General features: G+C 32.5%; 23 protein-coding genes. 12 read left to right on the top strand and 11 right to left on the bottom strand.

Annotated features, from left to right (window positions below; genetic code table 11):
- Positions 1–88: 88 nt before the first annotated feature.
- Both JC605_RS12450 and JC605_RS12445 read right to left on the bottom strand, forming a co-directional pair.
- Positions 89–2,068 (bottom strand): KUP/HAK/KT family potassium transporter, encoded by a 1,980-nt coding sequence (locus JC605_RS12450; RefSeq protein ID WP_198856497.1) that lies wholly within the window; start codon positions 2,066–2,068, stop codon positions 89–91.
- A 131-nt stretch (positions 2,069–2,199) separates the two neighbouring features.
- Entirely contained in the window at positions 2,200–3,492 is a 1,293-nt protein-coding gene (locus JC605_RS12445; protein WP_198856496.1) for a hypothetical protein, read from the bottom strand.
- 250 nt (positions 3,493–3,742) lie between these two features.
- On the opposite strand from JC605_RS12445, the gene JC605_RS12440 reads away from it, so the two are divergent.
- Positions 3,743–4,804 (top strand): oxidoreductase, encoded by a 1,062-nt coding sequence (locus tag JC605_RS12440; protein WP_198856495.1) that lies wholly within the window; start codon positions 3,743–3,745, stop codon positions 4,802–4,804.
- A 71-nt stretch (positions 4,805–4,875) separates the two neighbouring features.
- Here JC605_RS12440 and JC605_RS12435 read toward each other — a convergent pair whose 3' ends face one another.
- The 4 genes from JC605_RS12435 to JC605_RS12420 all read right to left on the bottom strand — a co-directional run bounded on the left by JC605_RS12435 (position 4,876) and on the right by JC605_RS12420 (position 7,628).
- The gene (locus JC605_RS12435) at positions 4,876–5,334 is read right to left on the bottom strand and encodes a sensor of ECF-type sigma factor (protein WP_198856494.1); all 459 of its coding nucleotides are present in this window, start codon (positions 5,332–5,334) and stop codon (positions 4,876–4,878) included.
- A gap of 31 nt (positions 5,335–5,365) precedes the next feature.
- Entirely contained in the window at positions 5,366–5,785 is a 420-nt protein-coding gene (locus tag JC605_RS12430; protein WP_198856493.1) for a hypothetical protein, read from the bottom strand.
- Positions 5,786–5,818: 33 nt separating this feature from the next.
- Positions 5,819–6,361 carry an RNA polymerase sigma factor gene (locus tag JC605_RS12425; protein ID WP_198856492.1) on the bottom strand — a complete coding sequence of 181 codons (543 nt, stop codon included), beginning with the start codon at positions 6,359–6,361 and terminating at the stop codon, positions 5,819–5,821.
- Between the two features lie 79 nt (positions 6,362–6,440).
- The gene (locus tag JC605_RS12420) at positions 6,441–7,628 is read right to left on the bottom strand and encodes an SRPBCC family protein (RefSeq protein ID WP_198856491.1); all 1,188 of its coding nucleotides are present in this window, start codon (positions 7,626–7,628) and stop codon (positions 6,441–6,443) included.
- Between the two features lie 416 nt (positions 7,629–8,044).
- Here JC605_RS12420 and JC605_RS12415 point away from each other — a divergent pair, with 416 nt between their 5' ends.
- Positions 8,045–8,425: a nucleoside triphosphate pyrophosphohydrolase family protein gene (locus JC605_RS12415; protein ID WP_198856490.1), complete on the top strand. Its 381-nt coding sequence runs from the start codon at positions 8,045–8,047 to the stop codon at positions 8,423–8,425.
- A gap of 57 nt (positions 8,426–8,482) precedes the next feature.
- On the opposite strand, the gene JC605_RS12410 is transcribed toward JC605_RS12415, so the two are convergent.
- A complete protein-coding gene (locus JC605_RS12410; RefSeq protein WP_198856489.1) occupies positions 8,483–9,553 on the bottom strand; it encodes a branched-chain amino acid aminotransferase in 1,071 nt (356 codons plus the stop codon).
- A 309-nt stretch (positions 9,554–9,862) separates the two neighbouring features.
- On the opposite strand from JC605_RS12410, the gene mnmD reads away from it, so the two are divergent.
- Entirely contained in the window at positions 9,863–10,525 is a 663-nt protein-coding gene (gene mnmD / locus JC605_RS12405) for a tRNA (5-methylaminomethyl-2-thiouridine)(34)-methyltransferase MnmD (RefSeq protein WP_198856488.1), read from the top strand.
- 166 nt (positions 10,526–10,691) lie between these two features.
- On the top strand, positions 10,692–10,889 hold the full coding sequence (locus JC605_RS23710) for a hypothetical protein (RefSeq protein WP_202003427.1): 198 nt from the start codon (positions 10,692–10,694) through the stop codon (positions 10,887–10,889).
- A 28-nt stretch (positions 10,890–10,917) separates the two neighbouring features.
- On the opposite strand, the gene JC605_RS12400 is transcribed toward JC605_RS23710, so the two are convergent.
- The gene (locus tag JC605_RS12400; protein ID WP_198856487.1) at positions 10,918–11,865 is read right to left on the bottom strand and encodes a LysR substrate-binding domain-containing protein; all 948 of its coding nucleotides are present in this window, start codon (positions 11,863–11,865) and stop codon (positions 10,918–10,920) included.
- A gap of 107 nt (positions 11,866–11,972) precedes the next feature.
- On the opposite strand from JC605_RS12400, the gene JC605_RS12395 reads away from it, so the two are divergent.
- The 4 genes from JC605_RS12395 to can all read left to right on the top strand — a co-directional run bounded on the left by JC605_RS12395 (position 11,973) and on the right by can (position 15,336).
- The gene (locus JC605_RS12395; RefSeq protein WP_198856486.1) at positions 11,973–12,452 is read left to right on the top strand and encodes a Dps family protein; all 480 of its coding nucleotides are present in this window, start codon (positions 11,973–11,975) and stop codon (positions 12,450–12,452) included.
- Positions 12,453–12,574: 122 nt separating this feature from the next.
- Positions 12,575–12,856: a hypothetical protein gene (locus JC605_RS12390; RefSeq protein WP_233074096.1), complete on the top strand. Its 282-nt coding sequence runs from the start codon at positions 12,575–12,577 to the stop codon at positions 12,854–12,856.
- Positions 12,857–12,939: 83 nt separating this feature from the next.
- A complete protein-coding gene (locus JC605_RS12385; protein WP_198856484.1) occupies positions 12,940–14,586 on the top strand; it encodes a SulP family inorganic anion transporter in 1,647 nt (548 codons plus the stop codon).
- A gap of 114 nt (positions 14,587–14,700) precedes the next feature.
- Positions 14,701–15,336, top strand: coding sequence for a carbonate dehydratase (gene can / locus JC605_RS12380; protein ID WP_198856483.1), 636 nt, complete (start codon positions 14,701–14,703; stop codon positions 15,334–15,336).
- A 38-nt stretch (positions 15,337–15,374) separates the two neighbouring features.
- On the opposite strand, the gene JC605_RS12375 is transcribed toward can, so the two are convergent.
- Together JC605_RS12375 and JC605_RS12370 are read right to left on the bottom strand one after the other, a co-directional pair.
- Positions 15,375–16,577, bottom strand: a complete 1,203-nt coding sequence (locus tag JC605_RS12375) for an LETM1-related biofilm-associated protein (protein WP_198856482.1) — start codon at positions 16,575–16,577, stop codon at positions 15,375–15,377.
- A 110-nt stretch (positions 16,578–16,687) separates the two neighbouring features.
- A complete protein-coding gene (locus JC605_RS12370; RefSeq protein WP_111289248.1) occupies positions 16,688–17,215 on the bottom strand; it encodes a superoxide dismutase family protein in 528 nt (175 codons plus the stop codon).
- 213 nt (positions 17,216–17,428) lie between these two features.
- On the opposite strand from JC605_RS12370, the gene JC605_RS12365 reads away from it, so the two are divergent.
- The 4 genes from JC605_RS12365 to JC605_RS12350 all read left to right on the top strand — a co-directional run bounded on the left by JC605_RS12365 (position 17,429) and on the right by JC605_RS12350 (position 19,908).
- Positions 17,429–17,857 (top strand): META domain-containing protein, encoded by a 429-nt coding sequence (locus tag JC605_RS12365; RefSeq protein WP_198856481.1) that lies wholly within the window; start codon positions 17,429–17,431, stop codon positions 17,855–17,857.
- Positions 17,858–17,861: 4 nt separating this feature from the next.
- A complete protein-coding gene (locus tag JC605_RS12360) occupies positions 17,862–18,377 on the top strand; it encodes a DUF4251 domain-containing protein (protein ID WP_198856480.1) in 516 nt (171 codons plus the stop codon).
- Positions 18,378–18,418: 41 nt separating this feature from the next.
- On the top strand, positions 18,419–19,333 hold the full coding sequence (locus tag JC605_RS12355) for a transporter (RefSeq protein WP_198856479.1): 915 nt from the start codon (positions 18,419–18,421) through the stop codon (positions 19,331–19,333).
- 83 nt (positions 19,334–19,416) lie between these two features.
- Positions 19,417–19,908 (top strand): hypothetical protein, encoded by a 492-nt coding sequence (locus JC605_RS12350; protein ID WP_198856478.1) that lies wholly within the window; start codon positions 19,417–19,419, stop codon positions 19,906–19,908.
- A gap of 50 nt (positions 19,909–19,958) precedes the next feature.
- Here JC605_RS12350 and JC605_RS12345 read toward each other — a convergent pair whose 3' ends face one another.
- Positions 19,959–20,975, bottom strand: coding sequence for a glycoside hydrolase family 18 protein (locus JC605_RS12345; protein ID WP_233074095.1), 1,017 nt, complete (start codon positions 20,973–20,975; stop codon positions 19,959–19,961).
- Between the last annotated feature and the right edge of the window lie 238 nt (positions 20,976–21,213).

Genomic DNA, 21,213 nt, shown 5'->3' with positions numbered 1-21,213 from the left:
TAATACCGAATCTTGCTCAGACTGCTACTAAAAGAAAAAAAAACACTCTGATTTAGAGTGTTTTTTTAGAAATATCTTTTTTTGAGTTTTACTCTTTAGAAATAATTCTCGTTAATCCAATATTTTCAGGAGCATGAAGCACCATTGGGAATTTCTCTATTTTAACAGAGCTGCTGTCTAGACCAAAAGCTCTTTCTTCAGACAAACTCAGTTTTTTGATGAAGAAATAAGAATTCATAATAATGTTTTCATGCCATCTTAAATCATTGTCGTTTGATAAGAATTTCTCAGACAATACAAATTTAAAGTCTCCAATAATATTGTTTTTGTTTAAAGACTCGTAACGGCTGGTAATATCTACCTCGCCACGTTTTACCATGTCTTTGATAACTTCTCTAAACATCAAATTGATTTTGGTTGGTTCTCTAAAACCTAAGTTGAAATCAATTCTATAAATATCATCTTTCGCAATTTCTGTTACTTTATATTGCGTTTTATAAGGTTCAGTCAAAATATTCACATGAACAAACCAATAGATGTCAGCTCTTTTTGGGCGTTTTTGAAGGATAGAATAAATGATTTTTTCCTCTAGTTCATCTACACGATTAGCGTTGGTCATATAAACCAAATGCGTAGCATATTTCGGAATTGATAAATCTTGGCTTAACTCAACAAGAACTTGTTTGTAATCGTCAACCTTAACCACTTTCGTGTAGTTTTTGTTGATTTTCTTAGCCAAATACCAAATTGTCATTACAGAAATTAGCATACTGGCAATGATTAGTGTTACATAACCACCTTCTGCAAATTTGGTAATATTAGCGAAAAGGAAACTAAACTCAATCAATAAATAAATAGTAATCAACGGTACCATGAAGTACAGTTTTACACGTTTCATGATTAAGTAGTAATTTAATAGTATAGTAGTCATGATCATACACAAAATGATAGCAAGACCATATGCGTGTTCCATGTTTCCTGATTTTTCGAAATGTAAAACGATTCCAACACAACCAAAAAACAATAACCAGTTGATTGATGGAATGTATAATTGACCTTTTACTTCTGTTGGATATTTGATTTTTACTTTTGGCCAGAAGTTCAATCGCATTGCTTCGTTAATTAAAGTAAACGAACCAGATATAAGTGCTTGAGATGCAATTACAGCTGCAAGAGTTGCAACTACAATTCCGAATGGTAAAAACCAATGTGGCATAATTAAGTAAAACGGGTTTCCGTTTTCGCCTCCTAATTGCTGTAAGGTGCTTCCTTCATGGTGAATTAAATAAGCTGCTTGTCCGAAATAGTTTAAAACTAAAGTCGTTTTTACAAACATCCAACTGATTCTAATGTTTTTTCTTCCACAGTGTCCCATGTCAGAATACAATGCTTCTGCTCCAGTTGTACATAAGAATACGAAACCTAGAACGAAGAAACCATCAGGGTGTATCGATAATAAATGATAAGCGTAGTATGGATTAATTGCTTTAATTACTTCTGGATAATTCGATACCTGAATTGCTCCTAAGGTTCCTAACATTGCAAACCAGATTAACATCATTGGGGCAAAGAATTTACCAACCAATTTAGTTCCGAACTGCTGAATGGTGAATAAAACGAATAGAATTGTAATTACGATATACACAATGGTTTGTGTTTCCATCGTTGGGTAGAATGCTCTAATTCCTTCTACAGCAGATGAAATCGAAATAGGCGGAGTTATAATTCCGTCAGCGAGAAGGGCACTACCTCCAATAATGGCGGGTACTATGAGCCATTGAATTTTTGTTTTTTTGACTAATGCATATAATGCAAAAATTCCTCCTTCACCGTGGTTGTCTGCACTTAAAGTAATAAGTACATATTTAATTGTAGTTTGTAATGTTAAGGTCCAGAACACACAAGAGATACCTCCTAAAACAATATCAGCATTTATCGTGTGATCGCCTAATATAGCCTTCATTACATACAATGGAGAGGTTCCAATATCTCCATATATAATCCCTAAAGTAATTAATAAACCCCCAATAGACAACTTACTATGTAAGTTTTTATGCGATGCGCTCATGTTAATTTTATAAAAAGACGGTTGCAAATTTACTGTTTTAAAACAAATTAGAGGCATTTAAAATTAAAAAGATAAAAAAAAGCACAATCGTAAAATTGTGCTTCTCTTTTTAAATATTATTTATTCTAAAATTAACCTCTTCTTCCATTTCCTCTAGAACTAGAACCGCTTTCTCTTTGGCTTTGTCCGCCTCTAGATTCTTGGCTTATTCTTGGAGACTCTGAACGCTGACTTTGTTGTGTTCTAGCAGAATAGTCTCTATTTGAATTACCAGATTGGTTTTCAGAATAACTTCTTGAGCTTCTTTCTACTCTTGGAGCAGATGCTTCTCGATTAGAATATCCTCTTGATGTATTAGAAGAATTGGTGCTTCCGTAATCTGCTCTTTGCGTATTCTGAACTCTTGGAGTGCTTTCTACTCTTGGAGTATTATTTGCGTTATTAGAATAACCGCGGCCAGTTGTGTTTCTTTCGATGTTTACATTTTCAGGATTTCTGCCAGTAGAGTTGTAACCTCTATTACTATTGCTATTACCGTTACTATTGTTGCTTCTGTCTACAGTAGGTCTGCTTGTTGTGTTTTTATTGTCAGCGTATGATCTGTTAGAAATTCCGTTATCAGAAGTTCTACCTGTATAATTTCTGTTTGTATTATATGTATTTCTGCTAGTTTCTCTGCTCGCAACACGTCTTTGATCTAAATCATATCTGTTGGTTGTGTTAGCATGTCTTTCTGCAAAGCTATAGTTCGGACGCATTCTTTCGTAACCATAACTACGTCTTGTTTCATAAATCGCAGGAGCTGAATAGCTTCTTCTAACATTTACATAGTTGTAATGGTTGTTTACGTTGATATAAATATTTACATTATTTCTATATCTGTAAACTGGATACGGATTCCATGCTCTATAATAGGTTGGGTAATAACCCCAATACCAAGTTGAGCAGTACGGTCTGTAATTTGTCACCCAGAAAGAAGAATAGATAACAGGAACCACACTATAAACAGGCTCATAAATGTAATTTGCTCCGTATAAATAGGTGTTACCTACAACCTGAACACTTACTTTGTTGTAATTGTCTCTCTCAACATCAATAGTTGCAATGTCTTGATAAACATCACGATCTAAAACAGCTTGAATAATTACAACGTGCGTTCTGTTTTCAACGCTCTCAATAACACGAAGATAATCTACTTCGTTATCGCCATTAAGGTCTAAATTTGATATTTGATATTTAGGGTCATTTAAACGTCTTTCAAAATCTTGAAGGTTAGCTGATTCTCCAAACATCGAAGCAACAGCTCTTAAATCTAAGTTATCGCTTATATCTGAGTTTTTTGCATAAACAGTAGTTTGACCTTGTGCAGCACAAGAACCAAAAACTAAGGCTGATATCGCTATTAAAAGTAAATTCGCTTTCATGGCTAATTTGTATTAAATTATTTGTGTTATGAGATATTCAATTACTGTGCCATAAAATTTATGTACTAAAATATTGCTTTTAAAGTATTGATTAATAGGTTTTTGTGTTTTTGTTGAAATGTCTTTGAGTTTTTTTTAGATAAAGATCTGTAAATGAAATAACAAATATTCTTGTCAAAAAAAATGAGAAAATTAATTTTCTATGTTGGAATTAATTGTATTTTAGCGTTAACCAAATTTTAAGTTTCCTATGAAAAAACTCTCTTTATTTTGTGTTATTTTTATTTTATTGATGTCTTTTAGGACATTTAATTATAAAACTGACGTTGTTTACAATAATGGCTTTACTTCAATGACAATAGATACATTATTTAAAGACAGAATTAGTATTAGAGCAATTCTAATTGACAAAAATAAAGTTTGGTACGGGGCTGATAATTCTCGTTTTGGTTATTATGATTTGGATAAAAAAGAAAAATTTGAAGAACATATTTACCGCGATACACTTAAATTAGAATTTAGAAGTATAGCACAAACTTCAAAAGATATTTTTTTGCTGAGTGTGGCAAATCCAGCACTTCTTTATTCCGTTTCAAAGAAAGACCGCAAAGTTAAATTGGTTTATAAAGAAGTTAATCCGAAAGTGTTTTACGATAGCATGCAGTTTTGGAATGATAAGGAAGGAATTGCAATTGGCGATCCAACAGAGGATACTTTTTCGATTATAGTTACACGTGACGGTGGAGAAACGTGGACAAAATTACTGTCTGATAAATTGCCAACAAATAGCACAGGAGAAGCAGCTTTTGCGGCAAGTAACACTAACATCGTTATAAAAGGAAATGATACATGGTTAGTTTCAGGTGGAAAAAAAGCACGTGTTTTTTATTCTCCCGACAAAGCAAAAACATGGAAAGTTGTAGAAACTCCTATTGTGCAAGGAAAGCAAATGACAGGAATTTTTACTGCCGATTTTTATGATTCTAAACAAGGTTTCGTTGCAGGAGGAGATTACGATCTTCCTAATAATAAAGCCAATAATAAAGCTTTTACAAAAGATGGTGGCAAGACTTGGCAATTAATTGGTCAGAATATGGGATTTGGCTATGCATCATGTGTGCAATATGTTCCAGGAGGTAATGGAAAAGAAATTGTTTGTGTAGGCTCTGAAGGAATACAATATTCTCAAAATGGAGGAGAAAACTGGATGCAGCTTTCTACTGATAAAGGATTTTTTACCATTCGTTTTGTGAATAGGAACACTGCAATCGCAGCAGGACATAATAAAGTGGTTCGACTTAATTTTAAATAAAAAAATAAGAACCCTAAATAATAAAGTAAGTATTATTATATAGGGTTCTTATCGCTGTTGTATCGTTAAGTTTAATCTTTATTGCCTTTGTCTCGGTATTGTTGCAGTAACTTTCTATTAAAATCGTCTTCTGATTTTTTAAGCAATAATATTTTCTTTGCTGGGAGTACTTTTTTAAGGCTGCTCATATATTTGTCTCGAAGCTGATATATTTCTTTATCAGTACTCTCTATTTGAGATAATAATGTCGCTGCTTCTTTATCGGAAAGATTTTTTAGATTCTCATCTTTAAGCTGTTTAATATAAGTTTTCATTTTCAGATACTTTAATTCATATTGCTTGTCATCGTAAGCATTATAAATTGGCCAGAATTTTTCGGCTTCGGTTGAAGTTAATTCTAATTCTGTTGTTAAAAATGACACTTTAAAAGCTTTGATTTTTTCTCGCTTTTCATCAATTTTTCCATTTTGTGCAAAAAATGAAATACTTGTCAGAAATAGCAGTAGCGGTAAAATGTTTTTTATTTTCATTGCTAAGTTAAGTTGTTGAGTTAAGTTTGATTTAATTTTGTTCTGAAATTAAGTGTTCTATGTTTGGACTTGCAGCTAAGATATCTTCTAGTGTTTCGTCTTCTAGAGTAACATTGTTACCTAATTTTTCTATGTCACTGTCGTCTAATGTTTGAATTAAATCGTATTGGCTTATATTGGAGTGATAAGATAAATAGTTTTCTAAAGTAGCTTCGTCAAGATCGTTTACGCTAGCTTTATAATTGTTTGCAATTGGTATTAGTAATGCAAAAGCAATTAATGCAGCAGCAGCCAGAGAAATTGTTTTTTTGCGTTTGTAAAAAGGAATTACCTTAACTTCTTTTTCGTTTAATTGTTGTAAAACCTTCTCTGAAAAATCATCAAAATAATTGTCCGGAGCTTTAAAGCCGGATTTTATTTTGGGTTCGTTTTCTAATTTAAATGTTTTCATAATACTTATAAGATAGTTTTAGTTACAAAAGGTTTAATTTGATGTAACATATAATTCAATTTTTTTTACTGCGTGATGATAAGATGCTTTTAAGGCTCCAACAGATGTTCCTAAAATATCTGCGATTTCTTCATATTTCAATTCTTCAAAATATTTCATTTTGAAAACTAATTGTTGTTTTTCTGGAAGTGTTACAATTGCTTTTTGAAGTTTGATTTGAATTTCATCTCCATCAAAATAAAGATCCGCTTTTAAATTATCAATCGTTTTGTTTTGCAGATCTTCAGACGAAATGCCGCTTAATTTCGCTTTTTGCGATAAAAAAGTCAAAGCTTCGTTGGTAGCAATGCGATACATCCAAGAAAAAAGTTTGCTTTCTCCTTTAAAGTTTTTAAGATTTTGAAAGACTTTTACAAAAGTATTCTGTAAAACATCATCAGCATCGTCATGATTCAAAACAATGTTTCGAATATGAGAATACAAAGGTTTCTGATAATCAGACAAGAGTTTTTGAAACGCAATATTTTGCGTTTCAGGGTTTAATAATTCTTTTATAAATTCTTTCTCGTCTATCAAACTTTTTGTTTTGTAAACTTTCTTTAATAGAAGTTAGACAGAATTTAAAGGAAAAGGTTTAATGTACCTTCGAAATTATTTAAAATTCTGAGTCTTCTTCTTGTGTAGGTGTTTGCGTAGGAGCTGGTGCTGGCGCAGCAGGTTTACGTTTTACAGGCTCTGTACGTGGTTGTTCTGTGCGTGGCTCGCTTGGAGTTTCACTAGTGTTTTCTGGAGCGTAAACAGGCTCAGCAGTAACAGGAACTACTTTAGGTTTTATAGGGAAATAAATCTCAGTTACCAATTTGGATGAAGCTTTTACATCCAATTTGCTTAGAGTCAAGATTTCAAGATGCGACCAGCTTAAATCTGGAATAATTTTTTGGTTATTAATGTAGGCAGTTGTTTTAGCTATTGCTTCATTTCTATGAGAGTAATCTCCAGTAAGAGTTGTTTTTACAGCGTCGAAACCATTTAATTTTCCAGCTAAAATATCGCTTCCTGAACTTGTTGAAATTTCTTTGTTAATAGGCAAACAGATTGAAATCTTTGCCAAACCAGTTTTAGTATCGTAAGTATGATAAATGATAAAAGGTTTTCCTGCCTCAGACAAACCATTCGTTTCACTAAAGTGAATAAGCTTCGGAATTACAATTCTAGCATTTTTACTTATTTTAGAAATTTCGCTAGTAAAAGTCTGCTTGATATAAGGAGTTTCGGTTTTCTTTACCACTCCGTCTACTGTAACGGCAAAAGTTTTGGTTTCGTAGTCTAGGTTTTTATCAATATTGGCTAAGCTTTTTTCGTAGATAGTTCCAATAACTCTATCTGAACCTCCATGTAAAGCGGTATATATTTTAAACAAAAAGCTCATTGTTCCTTTTCCTTTCCAAGTAACTTTTGTTTTTCCGTTCAAAGTATCTTTTAAAGTCCAGTTTACATTAGCTTCTGTACCATCAAATTGCATTTTTTGGTCAATGCTTTCGCCGTCTTTTGTTTTAAGAATAATAGAATTTCCTTTTCCATCAACACCATCCCAATAAAATGTAGCGCCATTTCCGCTTGTTTTATTAGCATAAGTCATTTTGATAGAAGGATCTTCAACCGACCATGATTCAAAATCTTCGTAATTTCTAAAGTCGTTTAAGTAGTTATAAACCGTTGCGCGAGGCGAATTGATAACTTTACTTCTTTCTACAGAAAAATCTCCTTTCTGAGTAGCAACAAAAACAGTAAGAGCAACAAAGCTTAAAAGTGCAAAAAGAAATAAATACTTTAGAATTTTCATGGTAGATTGTTTGGTTTCGGTAAAGTTATAAATTTATCATGAGTCTTACTAATAACCCATAATGATTAGGTTTATTTTATGGTAACCAGAATAATTTATCTTTTTAAAAATATTTTAATTACGAACAAAAGGACAATAAAAAGCAGAAAGGCTAGGAGTACTTTGTAATTCCCTTTATAAAAGACTTTATGTAATTTCAAATCTTTTCGATAAGCAAATATCATGATGATTACAAAAGCGATAAAAAAACATACTCCAAATAGTATTTGACCTTGACTGAACATAGTTATAAAAATTTTTAGCAAATTTAGAGATTTGTAAACGATTTGCTGCTAAATTGCCTTTTCATTTCATTCAATAAATTTTCAGATTTATAAGAAAGTGACTTAAATTAGCAAAAAAAAGAAAACTACTATATGAAAAAACAACTTGATGCCGTAACAGAATTTCACACTGCTTTTAGAATTGGCCACAGCACAACACCAAAGGCTGATGTAGGAGCAGAAAAGAAATTACTTCGTTATAATTTAATGAAGGAAGAAAATGAGGAATATTATGAAGCGGTTCAGAATAATGATTTAGTTGAAATTGCAGACGCTCTTGGAGATATGATGTATATTTTGTGCGGAACAATTATAGAACACGGACTTCAAGATAAAATTGAAGCAGTTTTTGATGAAATCCAGCGCAGTAATATGAGTAAATTAGGAGAAGATGGTCAGCCAATTTACCGCGAAGATGGAAAAGTGATGAAAGGTCCAAATTATTTTAAACCAGATTTTTCTAAATTATTCTAAAAAACAAAACCCGATAAAAGTAAATTTATCGGGTTTCTTTTTATAATGGTTTTGGAATTATTGAACTTTAACTGTCCATCCGTAAGTGTCTTCAGAAAGTTTGTTTTGAAGATTAGTTAATTTTTCTTTTAAGAAAGAAGCATAAGAATTCTCGATTGGAGCCATTTCAAAGTATTCGTCTTTGTAAGAGAATCCTTTGATAACGCTAATAACTGCAGCAGTTCCTGCTCCGAAGATTTCTTTCAAAGATCCGTTTTTAGCAGCTTCAACCAATTCTGAAACAATTACTGGGCGAACTTCAACTTTTAATCCTTCTTTTTCTGCCATTGCAATTAAACTTTTTCTGGTAACACCATCTAAAATTCTTTCGCTTGTTGGAGCAGTTAATAAAGTATCGTTAATTCTGAAGAAAACGTTCATTGTTCCTGCCTCTTCTAATTTTGTGTGCGTTGCATCATCTGTCCAGATAACTTGTTGGAAACCATCTTTGTTTGCCAAGTTAGTTGGGTAAAATTGAGCTGCGTAGTTTCCTGCAGCTTTTGCAGCACCGATACCACCATTTGCAGCTCTACTGAAATGCTCAGCAATGATAACTTTTACTTCACCTCCATAATATGCTTTTGCAGGAGAAAGTAAAATCATAAATTTATATTCGTCAGAAGGATTTGCAATAACTCCAGGACCTGTAGCAATCATAAATGGACGAATGTACATACTAGCTCCGTTTCCTCTTTGGATCCAATCTTTATCTAATTTCAATAATTCATTTAAACCATCCATAAAAATAGCTTCAGGAACTTCTGGCATTGCCATTCTTACAGCCGATTTATTGAAACGGTTGAAGTTTTCATCTGGTCTAAACAACCAAACATCATTATTGTCATCTTTATAAGCTTTCATTCCTTCAAAAATTGCTTGTCCGTAATGGAAGACTTTTGATGACGGGTCCATTAAAATAGGAGCATAAGGCTTAATGACAGGATTTTGCCATTGCCCATTTTTAAAATCGCATTCGAATAAATGGTCTGTAAATACAGCACCAAAACTTAAGTTGTCAAAATCTACTTCGTTGATTTTTGTAGAAGTAGCTTTAATGATTTCAATTTTGCTTGTTTGAGTTGTACTCATAGTTATGTAAGTTTTTTGTGAGATATTCTTCACTGTCAGAAATACTAAAGTGATAATATCGTGTAAAATGGAATTTATTGAATGCAAAATTACGTAAAAATCTGTAAAATGCTTAGCGAAAATTCATTATTTAATGGTTTTGATTGAGATTTATTTATCCTATAATAAACTCAAATATTTGATTGGTTTTTATAAAGATTTTATGAAAAAAGTATGGTTTTTTAAGGCTTTACGCATTAGTTTTGATTAAATTTGATTATTAAAATGGCTTGAAAACCAATAAAAAGCCATTGTAAAATTCTGAAAAAAGTGAAAAGAGAAATAATTAAAACGCTAGATGGCTCAACTACAATTCGTTTGCCAGAGTGGGATGAATGCTATCATTCTAAACATGGCGCAATTCAGGAAGCAAAGCACGTTTTTATTAAAAACGGTCTTTCATTATTTGATAATCCTATAAGTATATTAGAAATTGGTTTTGGTACAGGGTTAAATGCTTTTATTACTTTTTTGGAATCTGTTAGAAAGAAACAGACTATTGATTATGTTGGAGTAGAAGCGTATCCTGTAGATGCAGACGAGATTTTGGAAATGAATTATGCTGACGAGTTGGATGCATCGGAATTTTATAACATTTTTGAAAAAATGCATAAATCGCAATGGAATGAAAAAATAGAAATTTGCGACCTGTTCTCGTTAACCAAAAGAAAACAATTTTTTCACGAAATAAACGATTTTGAAATTTTTGATTTGATTTATTTTGACGCCTTTGGTTACCGAGTGCAACCGGAACTTTGGAGTACCGAAATTTTTCAGAAAATGTACAACAGTTTAAAGCCAAACGGAGTTCTTGTTACATACGCAGCTCGAGGAGTTGTTAAAAGAAGCATGATTGAAGTTGGATTTACTGTAGAAAAATTAGCAGGGCCTCCAGGGAAAAGAGAAATGTTTCGAGCTTTTAAAAAGGTTTAAACGAGTTATTTAGAATAATTCTACATTGATTTATGTGTTTTAAGAAAACGTATTCGTTGCTAAAGTTTTTAAAAAAATAAGTTAAAAGTAGAATTTATGTTAGTTAATTGTTTAAATTTGGCTCGAGTTTAAAAAAATAGATAACCCCCGAAAATCTTATTTTATTATGTCAAAAATGATGTTTGATTACACGAAATCAATACTTGAGAGAGTTAGTTTCGATCCGATACTTTTCTGCAAAGAGTTAGAAAAAGCTATCAAAACACTGTTACCTTACGAAATGGAACAATTGCAAGAGTGGTTACTTAATTTCGTTGTTGGAAAACCAGAATTAAAGCCAAGTCTACAGCTAATTAAAGTATAAAAAGAAAGGAGCCAAATTGGCTCCTTTTTTATTGCGCTTTCTTTTGTAACGGACTAATGATTTGAACATTCTGAAAAACAATTGCGCCTTTTACAACGCCAGCAATTGTAGATCTTAATGCATCAATGATTTGCATCTTTAATTCGCTCTTTGGGTAAATTAAACTTACTTCTCGAGCAGGTTTTGGCTCCTTAAAATTACGGAGCTTCAGTTTGTCGGATTCTTTTAAGTCTAAAGTGTGCAAGTACGGAAGTAACGTTGTACCAAGGCCTTCGTCTGCCAATTTAATTAAGGTTTCAAAACTTCCGCTTTGAATCTGGAAATTAGTTTGATCGGCGTCTGAGACATTTTTGCACAAATTTAAAATACCATCTCTAAAGCAATGTCCGTCTTGTAATAACAGAATTTCATTCAGATTTAAATCGGAAACTTCAATTTCTTCTTTCTGAAAACTTGCATGATGTTCAGGAATATACGCTACGAAAGGTTCAAAATACAAAACAATTTCTTTAATTTTTTCGTCTTCAAGCGGTGTTGCAGCAATTGCAGCATCCAAATGTCCGTTTTTTAGTTTCAGAATAATTTCCTCGGTATTCAACTCTTCAATTAAGAGTTTAACTTTTGGATATTTTTTAATGAAGTTATTCAAAAACATAGGAAGCAACGTTGGCATAATCGTTGGAATAATTCCTAAACGAAATTCTCCGCCAATAAAACCTTTCTGTTGTTCTACTATATCTTTTATACGATCAGCCTCGTTTACAATATTTTTTGCCTGATTTACGATTTTTTGTCCAATATCAGTAAGTTGGATCGGTTTTTTACTTCTATCGAAAATTAAAATATTAAGTTCTTCTTCGATTTTTTGTATTTGCATACTTAAGGTTGGCTGTGTTACGAAGCATTTTTCAGCAGCAAGAGTGAAATTTTTATGCTCAGCAACCGCTAACACATATTGCAATTGAGTTATAGTCATGTTGATAGTAATTTGTGATGCAAAAATAAGAAAATATAATTTTTATTTATGTTTATTTTAGTAAAGTTACTCTAAATTTGTAGTAAATTAGTGTAAAAAATAAGATTATGAAGACAAATATTTTAGGGTTACCAGTAAAAGAATCAGAATTATTAGTAAAAGAATTGAATGTATTATTGTCAAATTTTCAAGTCTATTATCAAAACTTGAGAGGAATTCACTGGAATATTCGCGGAAAACGTTTCTTTGATTTACATGTAAAATTTGAAGAATTATATACAGATGCACAATTAAAAATAGATATGATCGCAGAAAGAGTTTTGACAATAGGAGGAACGCCTCTGCATACTTTTGAAGATTATATTAAAAACAATAAATTGACGATTGGAAAAAATATTTCTAACGATGAAAAAGCGGTTCAGCTTATTGTTCACTCTTTATCAGATTTATTAAAAATTGAAAGAGAAATCTTGAACAAATCTGACGAAATTAATGATGAAGGTACCAATTCTATGATGAGCGACTTTATTGCAGAGCAAGAAAAAACAATTTGGATGATGAATGCTTGGTTAGAAGAATCATTGTAAAATATTGGTTTTTAATAAAATAGAAGCAGAATGGAATGAAAATTGCATTCTGCTTTTTTGTTTATGTTAAATTTCTATAAAAATCTCTTTGATTTTATTTGTTTAACGCTATTTTTGCTTCAATGAAATTTATAGCTCGCATATTATTATTCATATTTATTGCCTTCTTATCGACCCCGACAATTGTTCAGGCGATTAAGAAAGGAAATAATACGGCTATATCTTTTAGTATTGCTGAAGAAGAAGTGCATAAAGAACTTAAAAATGTAGTTCATCCAACTATTCTTGAGCACGAAGTTTTGATTCCGGTTTATATCGAGAAAAAAACAATCATTTCTGAAAACATTGTCAAACTAGACAACATCTCTCCGAGCATTTTTGCTCCACCACCTAACGTAGCATAATACTTCCGATTATTTCGAACTTTAGCCGCATTTCTATCGAGATGGGGTAAATCTTTAATGAATAATTTTTTTAGTATTATATTATGACAAAAAAAATCAATCTTTTTGCCAACCTTAAATCTGATTTTGCCTCAGGTTTAGTGGTTTTCTTGGTGGCTCTTCCGTTGTGCTTAGGTATTGCAATGGCTTCTGGAGCGCCGTTATTTTCTGGAATTATTGCTGGTGTTGTGGGTGGTATCGTTGTTGGATATTTAAGCCAGTCGCATATTAGTGTATCGGGTCCAGCTGCTGGGTTAACAGCTATCATTTTAACCGCAATTACCGATTTAGGAGCTTTCGATGTATTTTTAATGTCTGTTTTTATTGCTGGATTAATTCAATTAGCATTAGGATTTTTAAAGGCAGGAAGTATATCAAACTATTTTCCGACAAACGTAATTGAAGGAATGTTAGCGGGTATCGGGATCATTATCATCTTAAAGCAAATACCACACGCTTTTGGTTATGATGCAGATTTCGAAGGAGATCAGGCTTTTGTTCAAAATGATGGAAGCAATTCGTTTTCATTTTTATTTGATGTTTTAAATCATATTCACTTAGGAGCTGTAGTAATTTCTGCGGTTTCATTGGTGATTTTATTAGCTTGGGACAAAGTTCCTTTCTTAAAAAGAATAAAACTAGTTCCAGGAGCTTTGGTTGCTGTAATTGCTGGAGTTGTTTTAAACGAAATATTTGTATCTACAGGAAGCACTTTGGCAATTGCAAAAGAACATTTGGTTTCTTTGCCAGTTCCAAAATCTTTTGATGACTTTAAATCAATTATAATTACCCCAGACTTTACTGCTATTACAAATCCGCAAGTTTGGGTAGTTGCTATTACAATTGCCATTGTCGCTTCTATTGAAACGCTCTTATGTATTGAGGCTTCTGATAGAATGGACGTTCAAAAACGTTATACCAATACTAATGTTGAGCTTAGAGCGCAAGGAGTTGGTAACATTGTGAGCTCTCTTTTAGGAGGTTTGCCAATGACATCTGTAGTTGTAAGATCTTCTGCGAATAATAATGCAGGAGCAAAATCTAAAATGTCTGCCATTATTCATGGTGTGCTTTTATTAATAAGTGTATTGTCTATACCAGCAATTTTAAACAAGATTCCACTGGCAACATTGGCGACTGTTTTGATTTTGGTTGGATATAAACTAGCAAAACCAGCAACCTTTATGCATTTCTGGGAAAAGGGGAAATACCAGTTTGTACCTTTCATTGCAACTTTGGTCTTTGTTGTTGCGACAGATTTGCTAAAAGGTGTTGCGCTGGGAATTATTATCAGTATTGTTTTTGTTTTGAGAGGAAATTTGAAAAGAGCTTATGTTTTCAAGAAAGAAGAATATGAAGATGGAGACCTTATTCATATTGATTTAGCTCAAGAAGTTTCATTTTTAAATAAAGCGGCAATCAAACAAACGTTGGCAGAAATTCCAGAAAATTCTAAAGTAATCATCAATGCTCATGATACAGAGTATATTGCTCATGACGTTTTAGATTTAATTCGTGAATTTAAGGAAACCAGAGCCATCGATGAAAACATCAAAGTAAAGCTTAAAGGGTTTAAAGAAGCATACGAATTAGAAAATACACCCGAAAATCACAATCATGTTACAATAGAACACTATTATGATGTAGCAAAAAGAGAACTGGTTAAAAAAGAAGTTGTTAGAGAAGAATAATTAAAAAATGGTGTTTTTAAGGCTCTAGAAATGTCAAATTTTAGGTAACTTTACATTTAAGTTCTTTTTTGAGACATTCCTAGAATTAGAAATTACCACACAAAAAATAAAAAAATGAGAAAATTTTATGAGCAGTTATTAGAAAATAATAAGAAGTGGGTTGAAACTTCATTGGCAAAAGACCCTAATTATTTTGCTGATTTGGCAAAAGGACAACAGCCGCCACTATTATGGATTGGATGTTCTGACAGCCGTGTTCCTGCAAACGAAATTGTTGGTGCAAAACCAGGCGAAGTTTTTGTACACAGAAACATTGCCAATATGGTTGTTCACTCTGACATGAATATGCTAAGTGTACTAGATTATGCAGTAAATGTTTTGAAAATAAAACATATTATTGTTTGTGGCCATTACGGTTGCGGAGGTGTAAAAGCGGCAATGGGGCATCAATCTGTTGGAATTATTGATAACTGGATTCGTCACATTAAAGATGAGTACCGTTTGCATGATAAATACTTGAATTCGATCGAAGACGAAACAGAGCGATTCAATGCTTTTGTAGAAATAAATGCTAAAGAGCAAGTATATAATTTAGCTAAAACGTCAATTGTTCAAAATGCTTGGCAAAACGGTCAAGACCTTATGCTTCACGGTTGGGTTTATGGATTGAATTCTGGTTTCGTAACGGATTTAAATGTTACAATCAGTTCAAATGCAGAGCTTGATAGTGTTTATAAGCTGGACTTTTAGTAAGAAATAGAAATCGCCCTTTTAGAGGGCGATTTTTTTTATTCGTTTTCGTCTAAATTCTCATTAAATGCTGATGGAAGCATTGTTGGGATAAACTTAATCAGTATCGGTAAAAGTAAACTTCCTCCAGGAAGTAAAAATATGGTTAGCGACGGAATGGTTTTACAAATGTCCAAAAGCTGTTTTTTTACTTTTTTCTTTTCCTTTGCATCCAAATCTCTTGTTGTAGAATAGGCAAGTAGCACCATCAATTCTTTACTTTGAACAATTTCTTTAATCAATCGGTTTTTGTTTCTAATGATCAGTTTAACAACGCTATGTGTCATTTGATCATAGAAATGCTTAACAGGATTCGAATAATTAAAGTATGGAATCTTCTTTTTATGTGTTGTAATGAAAGTATTGGTTGTATCCATACTTTTGGTTACAAAATCGTCTGAAACTCCCATTGTAGAACCTAAAGCATATAAGAAATACGATTCTTCATTTTCTACAACACCATCGCTCCATAATGCCATTCCGGCCATATCAATTAAATAATAATGCTCTAATTCGTTTTTGAAATAATCAAGCTGTAAAGTCTCTAAAGTTTCAACTGTAACTTTTGAGAATTTTGAGTAACGTATAGAAGCTTCAAAAAGTTTTATTAAAAGATCGTCGTGTTGCGATTTTACTGTTTTGGTTTTTAAGGCCAAACCAACAATTCCGAGAACCGTCTCCTCGATTCTTTTTAAATATTTTTCAGGAATTTCTCCATGCTCCAAATATTGTCTGAAAGCCAAAACATCAATAAACAAAAGCGCATTGGTTACCAAATGCGAAAAGTTTTTACTAATAATGCTGTCATTGGTTTGAACTCTCTGGTCAATAATATTTTCCAGAGATAGGGAAGGTGTATCTTTTGGCAATAAAATTTTAAACAAATTAAATCCTTCTGGATTCATTTGCTTGTAAAACTTTAAAGCTTCAGAAATAAAATTTTTAGGTTCCGAATTTCTTTTCTCTAAACAAAAAACATGATAGAGTGTATTAAGTAAAGCAACTTTTGAAATTTCGGTTTTAAACCAGCCTTTTATCGGAATCGGAATTTGAGAATCTATCGCAATAATATGTCCGTAAATGAATCCCGTTTCTCTCACTTTATAGTAAAACGAATCCACTGTTTCAAAAGGAATTGCTTCTGAAAACTTCTGTTCACTAAAAAATTTATCGATCCAGCCTGGTGCTGATGGGTTAATCATGGACTTAATTTTGCTGATGCAAAGCTATGTCTTTTTCTTGTTTTAGAATTCATTTTAAAATGAAATAACCGCTACATTTTGTTAAAAATAGCGGTTATTTAAATTTTTTCTTATTTAATGATTCCTGCACAAGCAACTCTTCCTCCTGCATTTCCAGTTGGCTGGGTTGTAAAATCGTCTGTTCCTGCATGTACAATTAAGCCTTTTCCTAGAACATCTTTGTTACTGTCGCCGCATCCAATGCACCATTCGTCAGTAGTTAAAGTGATAGATCCGTTACCTTTTGCATCAGCGGTAAAGTTTCCAATATCACCTTTATGATATTCTCCAACTCCCCATTTTCCATGTTTTTTGAAAGTCGGATTCCAGTGTCCTCCAGCAGAACTTCCGTCTGCAGAACTACAATCTGCTTTTTCATGAATGTGAATGGCATGAACTCCAGGTTCTAATCCAGTGATTTTTGCTGTAAAAGTTACTTTGCCATTTTTCTCAACAAAAGTAGCAGTTCCGGCTACTTTGCTGTTGCTTTTTGGTTCTAATGCAACAGTCAGAGTTTTAGCATCATTTGATTTGTTATTTGTTTTACAACCAACGATTAAGGCTGTAATTATAGCGAAAGAAACAATTAGTTTTTTCATATCTACGGGCATTTTTAGTTAAAGATTAAGTAAATTTAACATAAAATAACGGAATTGATTAACTCTAAAAGTTAAAAAAAAGTCAAACTATACTTTATAATTTAGTATTGATTGAGTTAAAAACCGAAAATATTGTTTAAATTCGTATAGGTATTTAACGAATAATTTCTGAAAACCATTTATCTAATTCGCTCACATTTAATCCTTAATGTTATGATGAAAAAGATTTTTACCCTCGTTTTTTTTAGTTCGTTTTTATTTTCTTGCAAATGCGCAAAAACGGATACACTTTCTAAACTTGACGGAACTTGGGAACTGAATTATATTTCTGGTCCCCGAATTGCTTTTGATGGATTATATCCAAATAAAAAACCAACAATACAATTTGATACCAAAGCAAATCAAGTTTCTGGTAACGCAAGCTGTAATTCATATACAGGGAAATTGGTTGTTGATGGCAACAAAATTGATTTTACTCAGCCAATGGCAGTAACGAAAATGATGTGTTTGGATGGATTGCAAGGTGAACAAACTTATTTGAGTACGCTTCAGAAAATAACTTCTTATGATGTAACTGATGATGGTAAGACTTTGAATTTTATTTCTGGCGATATTGCCATGATGCGTTTTACGAAAAAATAGTATTATGAAAACTAAATTATCTGTCTTACTGTTTTTGATTGTAATTAACTTTTCAGTTTCTGCACAGGAGAAAACAAAAAAAGAACTTAAACAAGAAAGAGAGTTAAAGAAACAAAATGAAATCAAAGCTCTTATAGATTCTCAAAATTTTGTTTTTGAAGCCCAAAAAGCAACACCTCAAGGAGGTAGATTGCTTCAGCTCGATTATAATACTTATTTTTTAAAGTTTAATGCGGATAACACAACTTGCGATTTGCCTTTCTTTGGACGTGCTTATAATTTAGGATATAATAGCGATGGCGGAATAAAATTTGAAGGCAAGCCTGAGAATATTAAGGTTGAAACTAAAAAGAATAATACCATTCTAAAGGCAACAGTAAGAGGTAAAAGTGATGTCTATGATTTAACGTTTTCTATATTCTATAACGGAAGTACAACACTTTCTGTGAGTAGCAATAATAGAGGTCCAATTAATTATGATGGAGTAATATATGCTCCAAAAACAGCAGAGAAACAATGATTTAATTCAATACTAAACTTGTCACAAATTCGTCTGAATATATGGTAAGAATCTTTTTTTGGTTATTAAAGTGGCAGTTTTCGGTTTTGTTTTTCTTTTTTGGTGTGTGCAGCGTATTTGGTCAGGATTTAGAACCCAGAGTGTATGCAAATGTTCCTAAAGGTTTAAATGTAATTGCGGCAGGTTATGTTTTTATGAATGGAAATGTGCTGACAGATCCTTCTCTACCCATAAAAGATTTTACACTTCAAAGCCACAATATGGCTGTAAATTATATCAGAACATTTGGAATGGCAGATAAACTGGCTCGTATACAGGTAGCGCTACCTTTTACGTTTATGGATGGATCTGCTGTAATTAGTGATCAGCTGGTTACTGGGTCAAGAACTGGTTTTGCAGATATGAAAGTGCGTTTCGGAATTAATTTGCTTGGTTCTCCTGCACTTGATAAATCTGAATTTAGAAGTTTTGAGCAAAAAACAATTCTTGGAGTCAGTTTGGTTACTTCAATTCCAACAGGAAGATATTATGGTGATAAACAAGTAAACATTGGAACAAACCGCTGGGCTTTTAAGCCTGAAATAGGGGTGTCGAAACGGTTTGCTCATGTATATGCCGAAGCCTATGGTGGGATGTGGTTTTATACCGATAATAATGATTATTTAGGGAAAAAATTAGAGCAAAAACCAACCTATAGCCTTCAGGCGCATGCAAGCTATTATTTTAAGAACCAAATGTGGGTTGGCTTCAATACGACTTGGTTTTTTGGAGGACGAACTATTACTGATGGAGTTTCAGATGATAGCCAGATTGATAACTGGAGAGTAGGAGGAACTTTTTCTACCCCAATTGCCAAAGGGCAGTCGGTCAGATTTCAATATCATATTGGAGCTTATACCAACAACGGACTAAATTATTATGCCTTATCAGCAGTTTATCAATATTCTTTCTTTTAAAATCTTGATTATGATTTAATGTGTTTAAAATCAGTATATTTGAGTATGCATATATTTTTAAAAACAAATTTAAAATTGAAACTATGAAAAAATTAAGTCTTATTCTTATCATGGCGGTAGCCTCATTTTCATCTTATGCGCAGTCTTCTTACAAAGAAGATTTAGAAGTAGTACAAAGTGTTTATGGAAAATCTAAAGCTGACCTGGTAAAACAGTACATGAATTTATCTGACGCACAAGCGGCAGCCTTTGCAAAAGTTTACGATAATTATGAAACGTCGCGAAAGGCTTTAGGGCAGACAAAGTTTCAATTGATAAATGATTATGCGGCTAATTACGAAACTTTAACCGATGCTAAAGCTGATGAATTGGCAAAAGCTACTTTGAAAAACCATGTTGATTATGAAAAGCTTTACTCTAAAACTTATAATCAGGCAAAAAAAGCAATTGGTTCAATAAATGCAGCAAAATTTATTCAACTTGAGGTTTATCTTCAAACTATAATTAGAAGCGAAATTTTAGAAGCTATTCCATTTATTGGTGAAATGGATAAAAATAAGACTAAAACGATGTAAAAATATTCGTCTATAAAAAAAACGGGAATCAATTTGATTCCCGTTTTTTTTTATTTTTCAGTTTTAACTTTGTAAATCTCATTTACCATTCCGTCGCGGAAACTATCCAAAGTAAGTTCCCAAAACATAATTCCGCCTAATTTTTTTGCTTTTGCGTATTCAGCTTTAGCTTTGATAGATTTTAAATTATCTGATGTTGCAAAAGTTTTAGTTGATGCATTGTACCAATATGGTGCTTGAGCTTTTTCATCATAAAAATATTTCCAGCCGTTTGCTTCTGTATATGTTGTAGCATAGTTTTTAAAGTCAACACCTTGAAAATGCTCTCCAGCTTGATACAATCCGTTATTGATGTTTTCTACGTTCTTCCATTGTCTAGTATAGAATGCACCTCCAATTACTAATTTTTCAGCAGGAACGCCTGCTTTTAGTAAAAACTCAACAGCTCTATCTGTAGATTCTTCTTTCGGATTTGTGCTGTATAATGGTGTGTGATGACCTGTAACTTTTGAATATCCGTTTACTAAGTCGTAGCTCATAATATTAATGCGGTTTACATAAGGAGCAACAGCTTTCCAGTCTATAGACTCATCTAAACATTTTTGAAAACCTCCAGCCGCAAAGCTTAGTTCATATTTTTTTCCTAATGTTGAACGTAAAATTTTAAGAAGTTCTGTAAAATTAGGTTTGTCAGCAGCTTGATATAAATGACCAGGAAGCCCTTCAATTGATGGATATTCCCAATCTAAATCTAAACCATCAACTTTAAAATAGTCACTTACTTCTTTTACAGATTTTGCAAATTTTAAGCGTCCTTCTGCAGTAGAAAAAGCTTCTGAACAAGGTTCGCAACCTCCCCAGCCACCAAGTGATAGAACGATTTTAAGTTGCGGATTTTTCGCTTTAAGCGAAACTAAATGTTTGATTGTAAGAGAATCTTTTGCAGAATCGACACTTAGTTTGCCTTCTTTTAAATGACAAAAGCTAAAAATAATCTGGTTCAATTTTCCAACTTCGTATTGATCAATAAGTTGAGAATCGCCAGTGTAATAGGCAATAATGTCCATTTTTTTATTTTTCTGTGCGAAGGCGGCAGTGAAGCAAAAGCACAATAAAAATGATGCAATTAGGTTAATTTGTTTCATTATTTTGTTTTTTATAGTTTTTAGAATGTTAAATATAATGCAATCCATTTGATGTTTGACTATTCTCTATGAGTCGGAAAGCTAATTTTAACAAATATTTTGCAAATAACTGCAAAATTATTGCGACTTGTAGGAAATGCCTTTTACTGAAAATTGTAAA

Source organism: Flavobacterium sp. IB48 (genome assembly GCF_016405855.1).
GTDB lineage: Bacteria > Bacteroidota > Bacteroidia > Flavobacteriales > Flavobacteriaceae > Flavobacterium > Flavobacterium ginsengisoli.
The sequence above is the reverse complement of the archived record's forward strand: the minus strand, read 5'-3'. Positions and strand labels throughout refer to the sequence as shown.

Excerpts from the sequence above, each read along its gene's own strand:
- JC605_RS12450 (WP_198856497.1), bottom strand. The coding sequence starts at position 2,068 with ATGAGCGCATCGCATAAAAACTTACATAGTAAGTTGTCTATTGGGGGT.
- JC605_RS12445 (WP_198856496.1), bottom strand. The coding sequence starts at position 3,492 with ATGAAAGCGAATTTACTTTTAATAGCGATATCAGCCTTAGTTTTTGGT.
- JC605_RS12440 (WP_198856495.1), top strand. The coding sequence starts at position 3,743 with ATGAAAAAACTCTCTTTATTTTGTGTTATTTTTATTTTATTGATGTCT.
- JC605_RS12435 (WP_198856494.1), bottom strand. The coding sequence starts at position 5,334 with ATGAAAATAAAAAACATTTTACCGCTACTGCTATTTCTGACAAGTATT.
- JC605_RS12430 (WP_198856493.1), bottom strand. The coding sequence starts at position 5,785 with ATGAAAACATTTAAATTAGAAAACGAACCCAAAATAAAATCCGGCTTT.
- JC605_RS12420 (WP_198856491.1), bottom strand. The coding sequence starts at position 7,628 with ATGAAAATTCTAAAGTATTTATTTCTTTTTGCACTTTTAAGCTTTGTT.
- JC605_RS12415 (WP_198856490.1), top strand. The coding sequence starts at position 8,045 with ATGAAAAAACAACTTGATGCCGTAACAGAATTTCACACTGCTTTTAGA.
- JC605_RS12410 (WP_198856489.1), bottom strand. The coding sequence starts at position 9,553 with ATGAGTACAACTCAAACAAGCAAAATTGAAATCATTAAAGCTACTTCT.
- JC605_RS23710 (WP_202003427.1), top strand. The coding sequence starts at position 10,692 with ATGTCAAAAATGATGTTTGATTACACGAAATCAATACTTGAGAGAGTT.
- JC605_RS12400 (WP_198856487.1), bottom strand. The coding sequence starts at position 11,865 with ATGACTATAACTCAATTGCAATATGTGTTAGCGGTTGCTGAGCATAAA.
- JC605_RS12395 (WP_198856486.1), top strand. The coding sequence starts at position 11,973 with ATGAAGACAAATATTTTAGGGTTACCAGTAAAAGAATCAGAATTATTA.
- JC605_RS12390 (WP_233074096.1), top strand. The coding sequence starts at position 12,575 with ATGAAATTTATAGCTCGCATATTATTATTCATATTTATTGCCTTCTTA.
- JC605_RS12385 (WP_198856484.1), top strand. The coding sequence starts at position 12,940 with ATGACAAAAAAAATCAATCTTTTTGCCAACCTTAAATCTGATTTTGCC.
- can (WP_198856483.1), top strand. The coding sequence starts at position 14,701 with ATGAGAAAATTTTATGAGCAGTTATTAGAAAATAATAAGAAGTGGGTT.
- JC605_RS12375 (WP_198856482.1), bottom strand. The coding sequence starts at position 16,577 with ATGATTAACCCATCAGCACCAGGCTGGATCGATAAATTTTTTAGTGAA.
- JC605_RS12370 (WP_111289248.1), bottom strand. The coding sequence starts at position 17,215 with ATGAAAAAACTAATTGTTTCTTTCGCTATAATTACAGCCTTAATCGTT.
- JC605_RS12365 (WP_198856481.1), top strand. The coding sequence starts at position 17,429 with ATGATGAAAAAGATTTTTACCCTCGTTTTTTTTAGTTCGTTTTTATTT.
- JC605_RS12360 (WP_198856480.1), top strand. The coding sequence starts at position 17,862 with ATGAAAACTAAATTATCTGTCTTACTGTTTTTGATTGTAATTAACTTT.
- JC605_RS12355 (WP_198856479.1), top strand. The coding sequence starts at position 18,419 with ATGGTAAGAATCTTTTTTTGGTTATTAAAGTGGCAGTTTTCGGTTTTG.
- JC605_RS12350 (WP_198856478.1), top strand. The coding sequence starts at position 19,417 with ATGAAAAAATTAAGTCTTATTCTTATCATGGCGGTAGCCTCATTTTCA.
- JC605_RS12345 (WP_233074095.1), bottom strand. The coding sequence starts at position 20,975 with ATGGACATTATTGCCTATTACACTGGCGATTCTCAACTTATTGATCAA.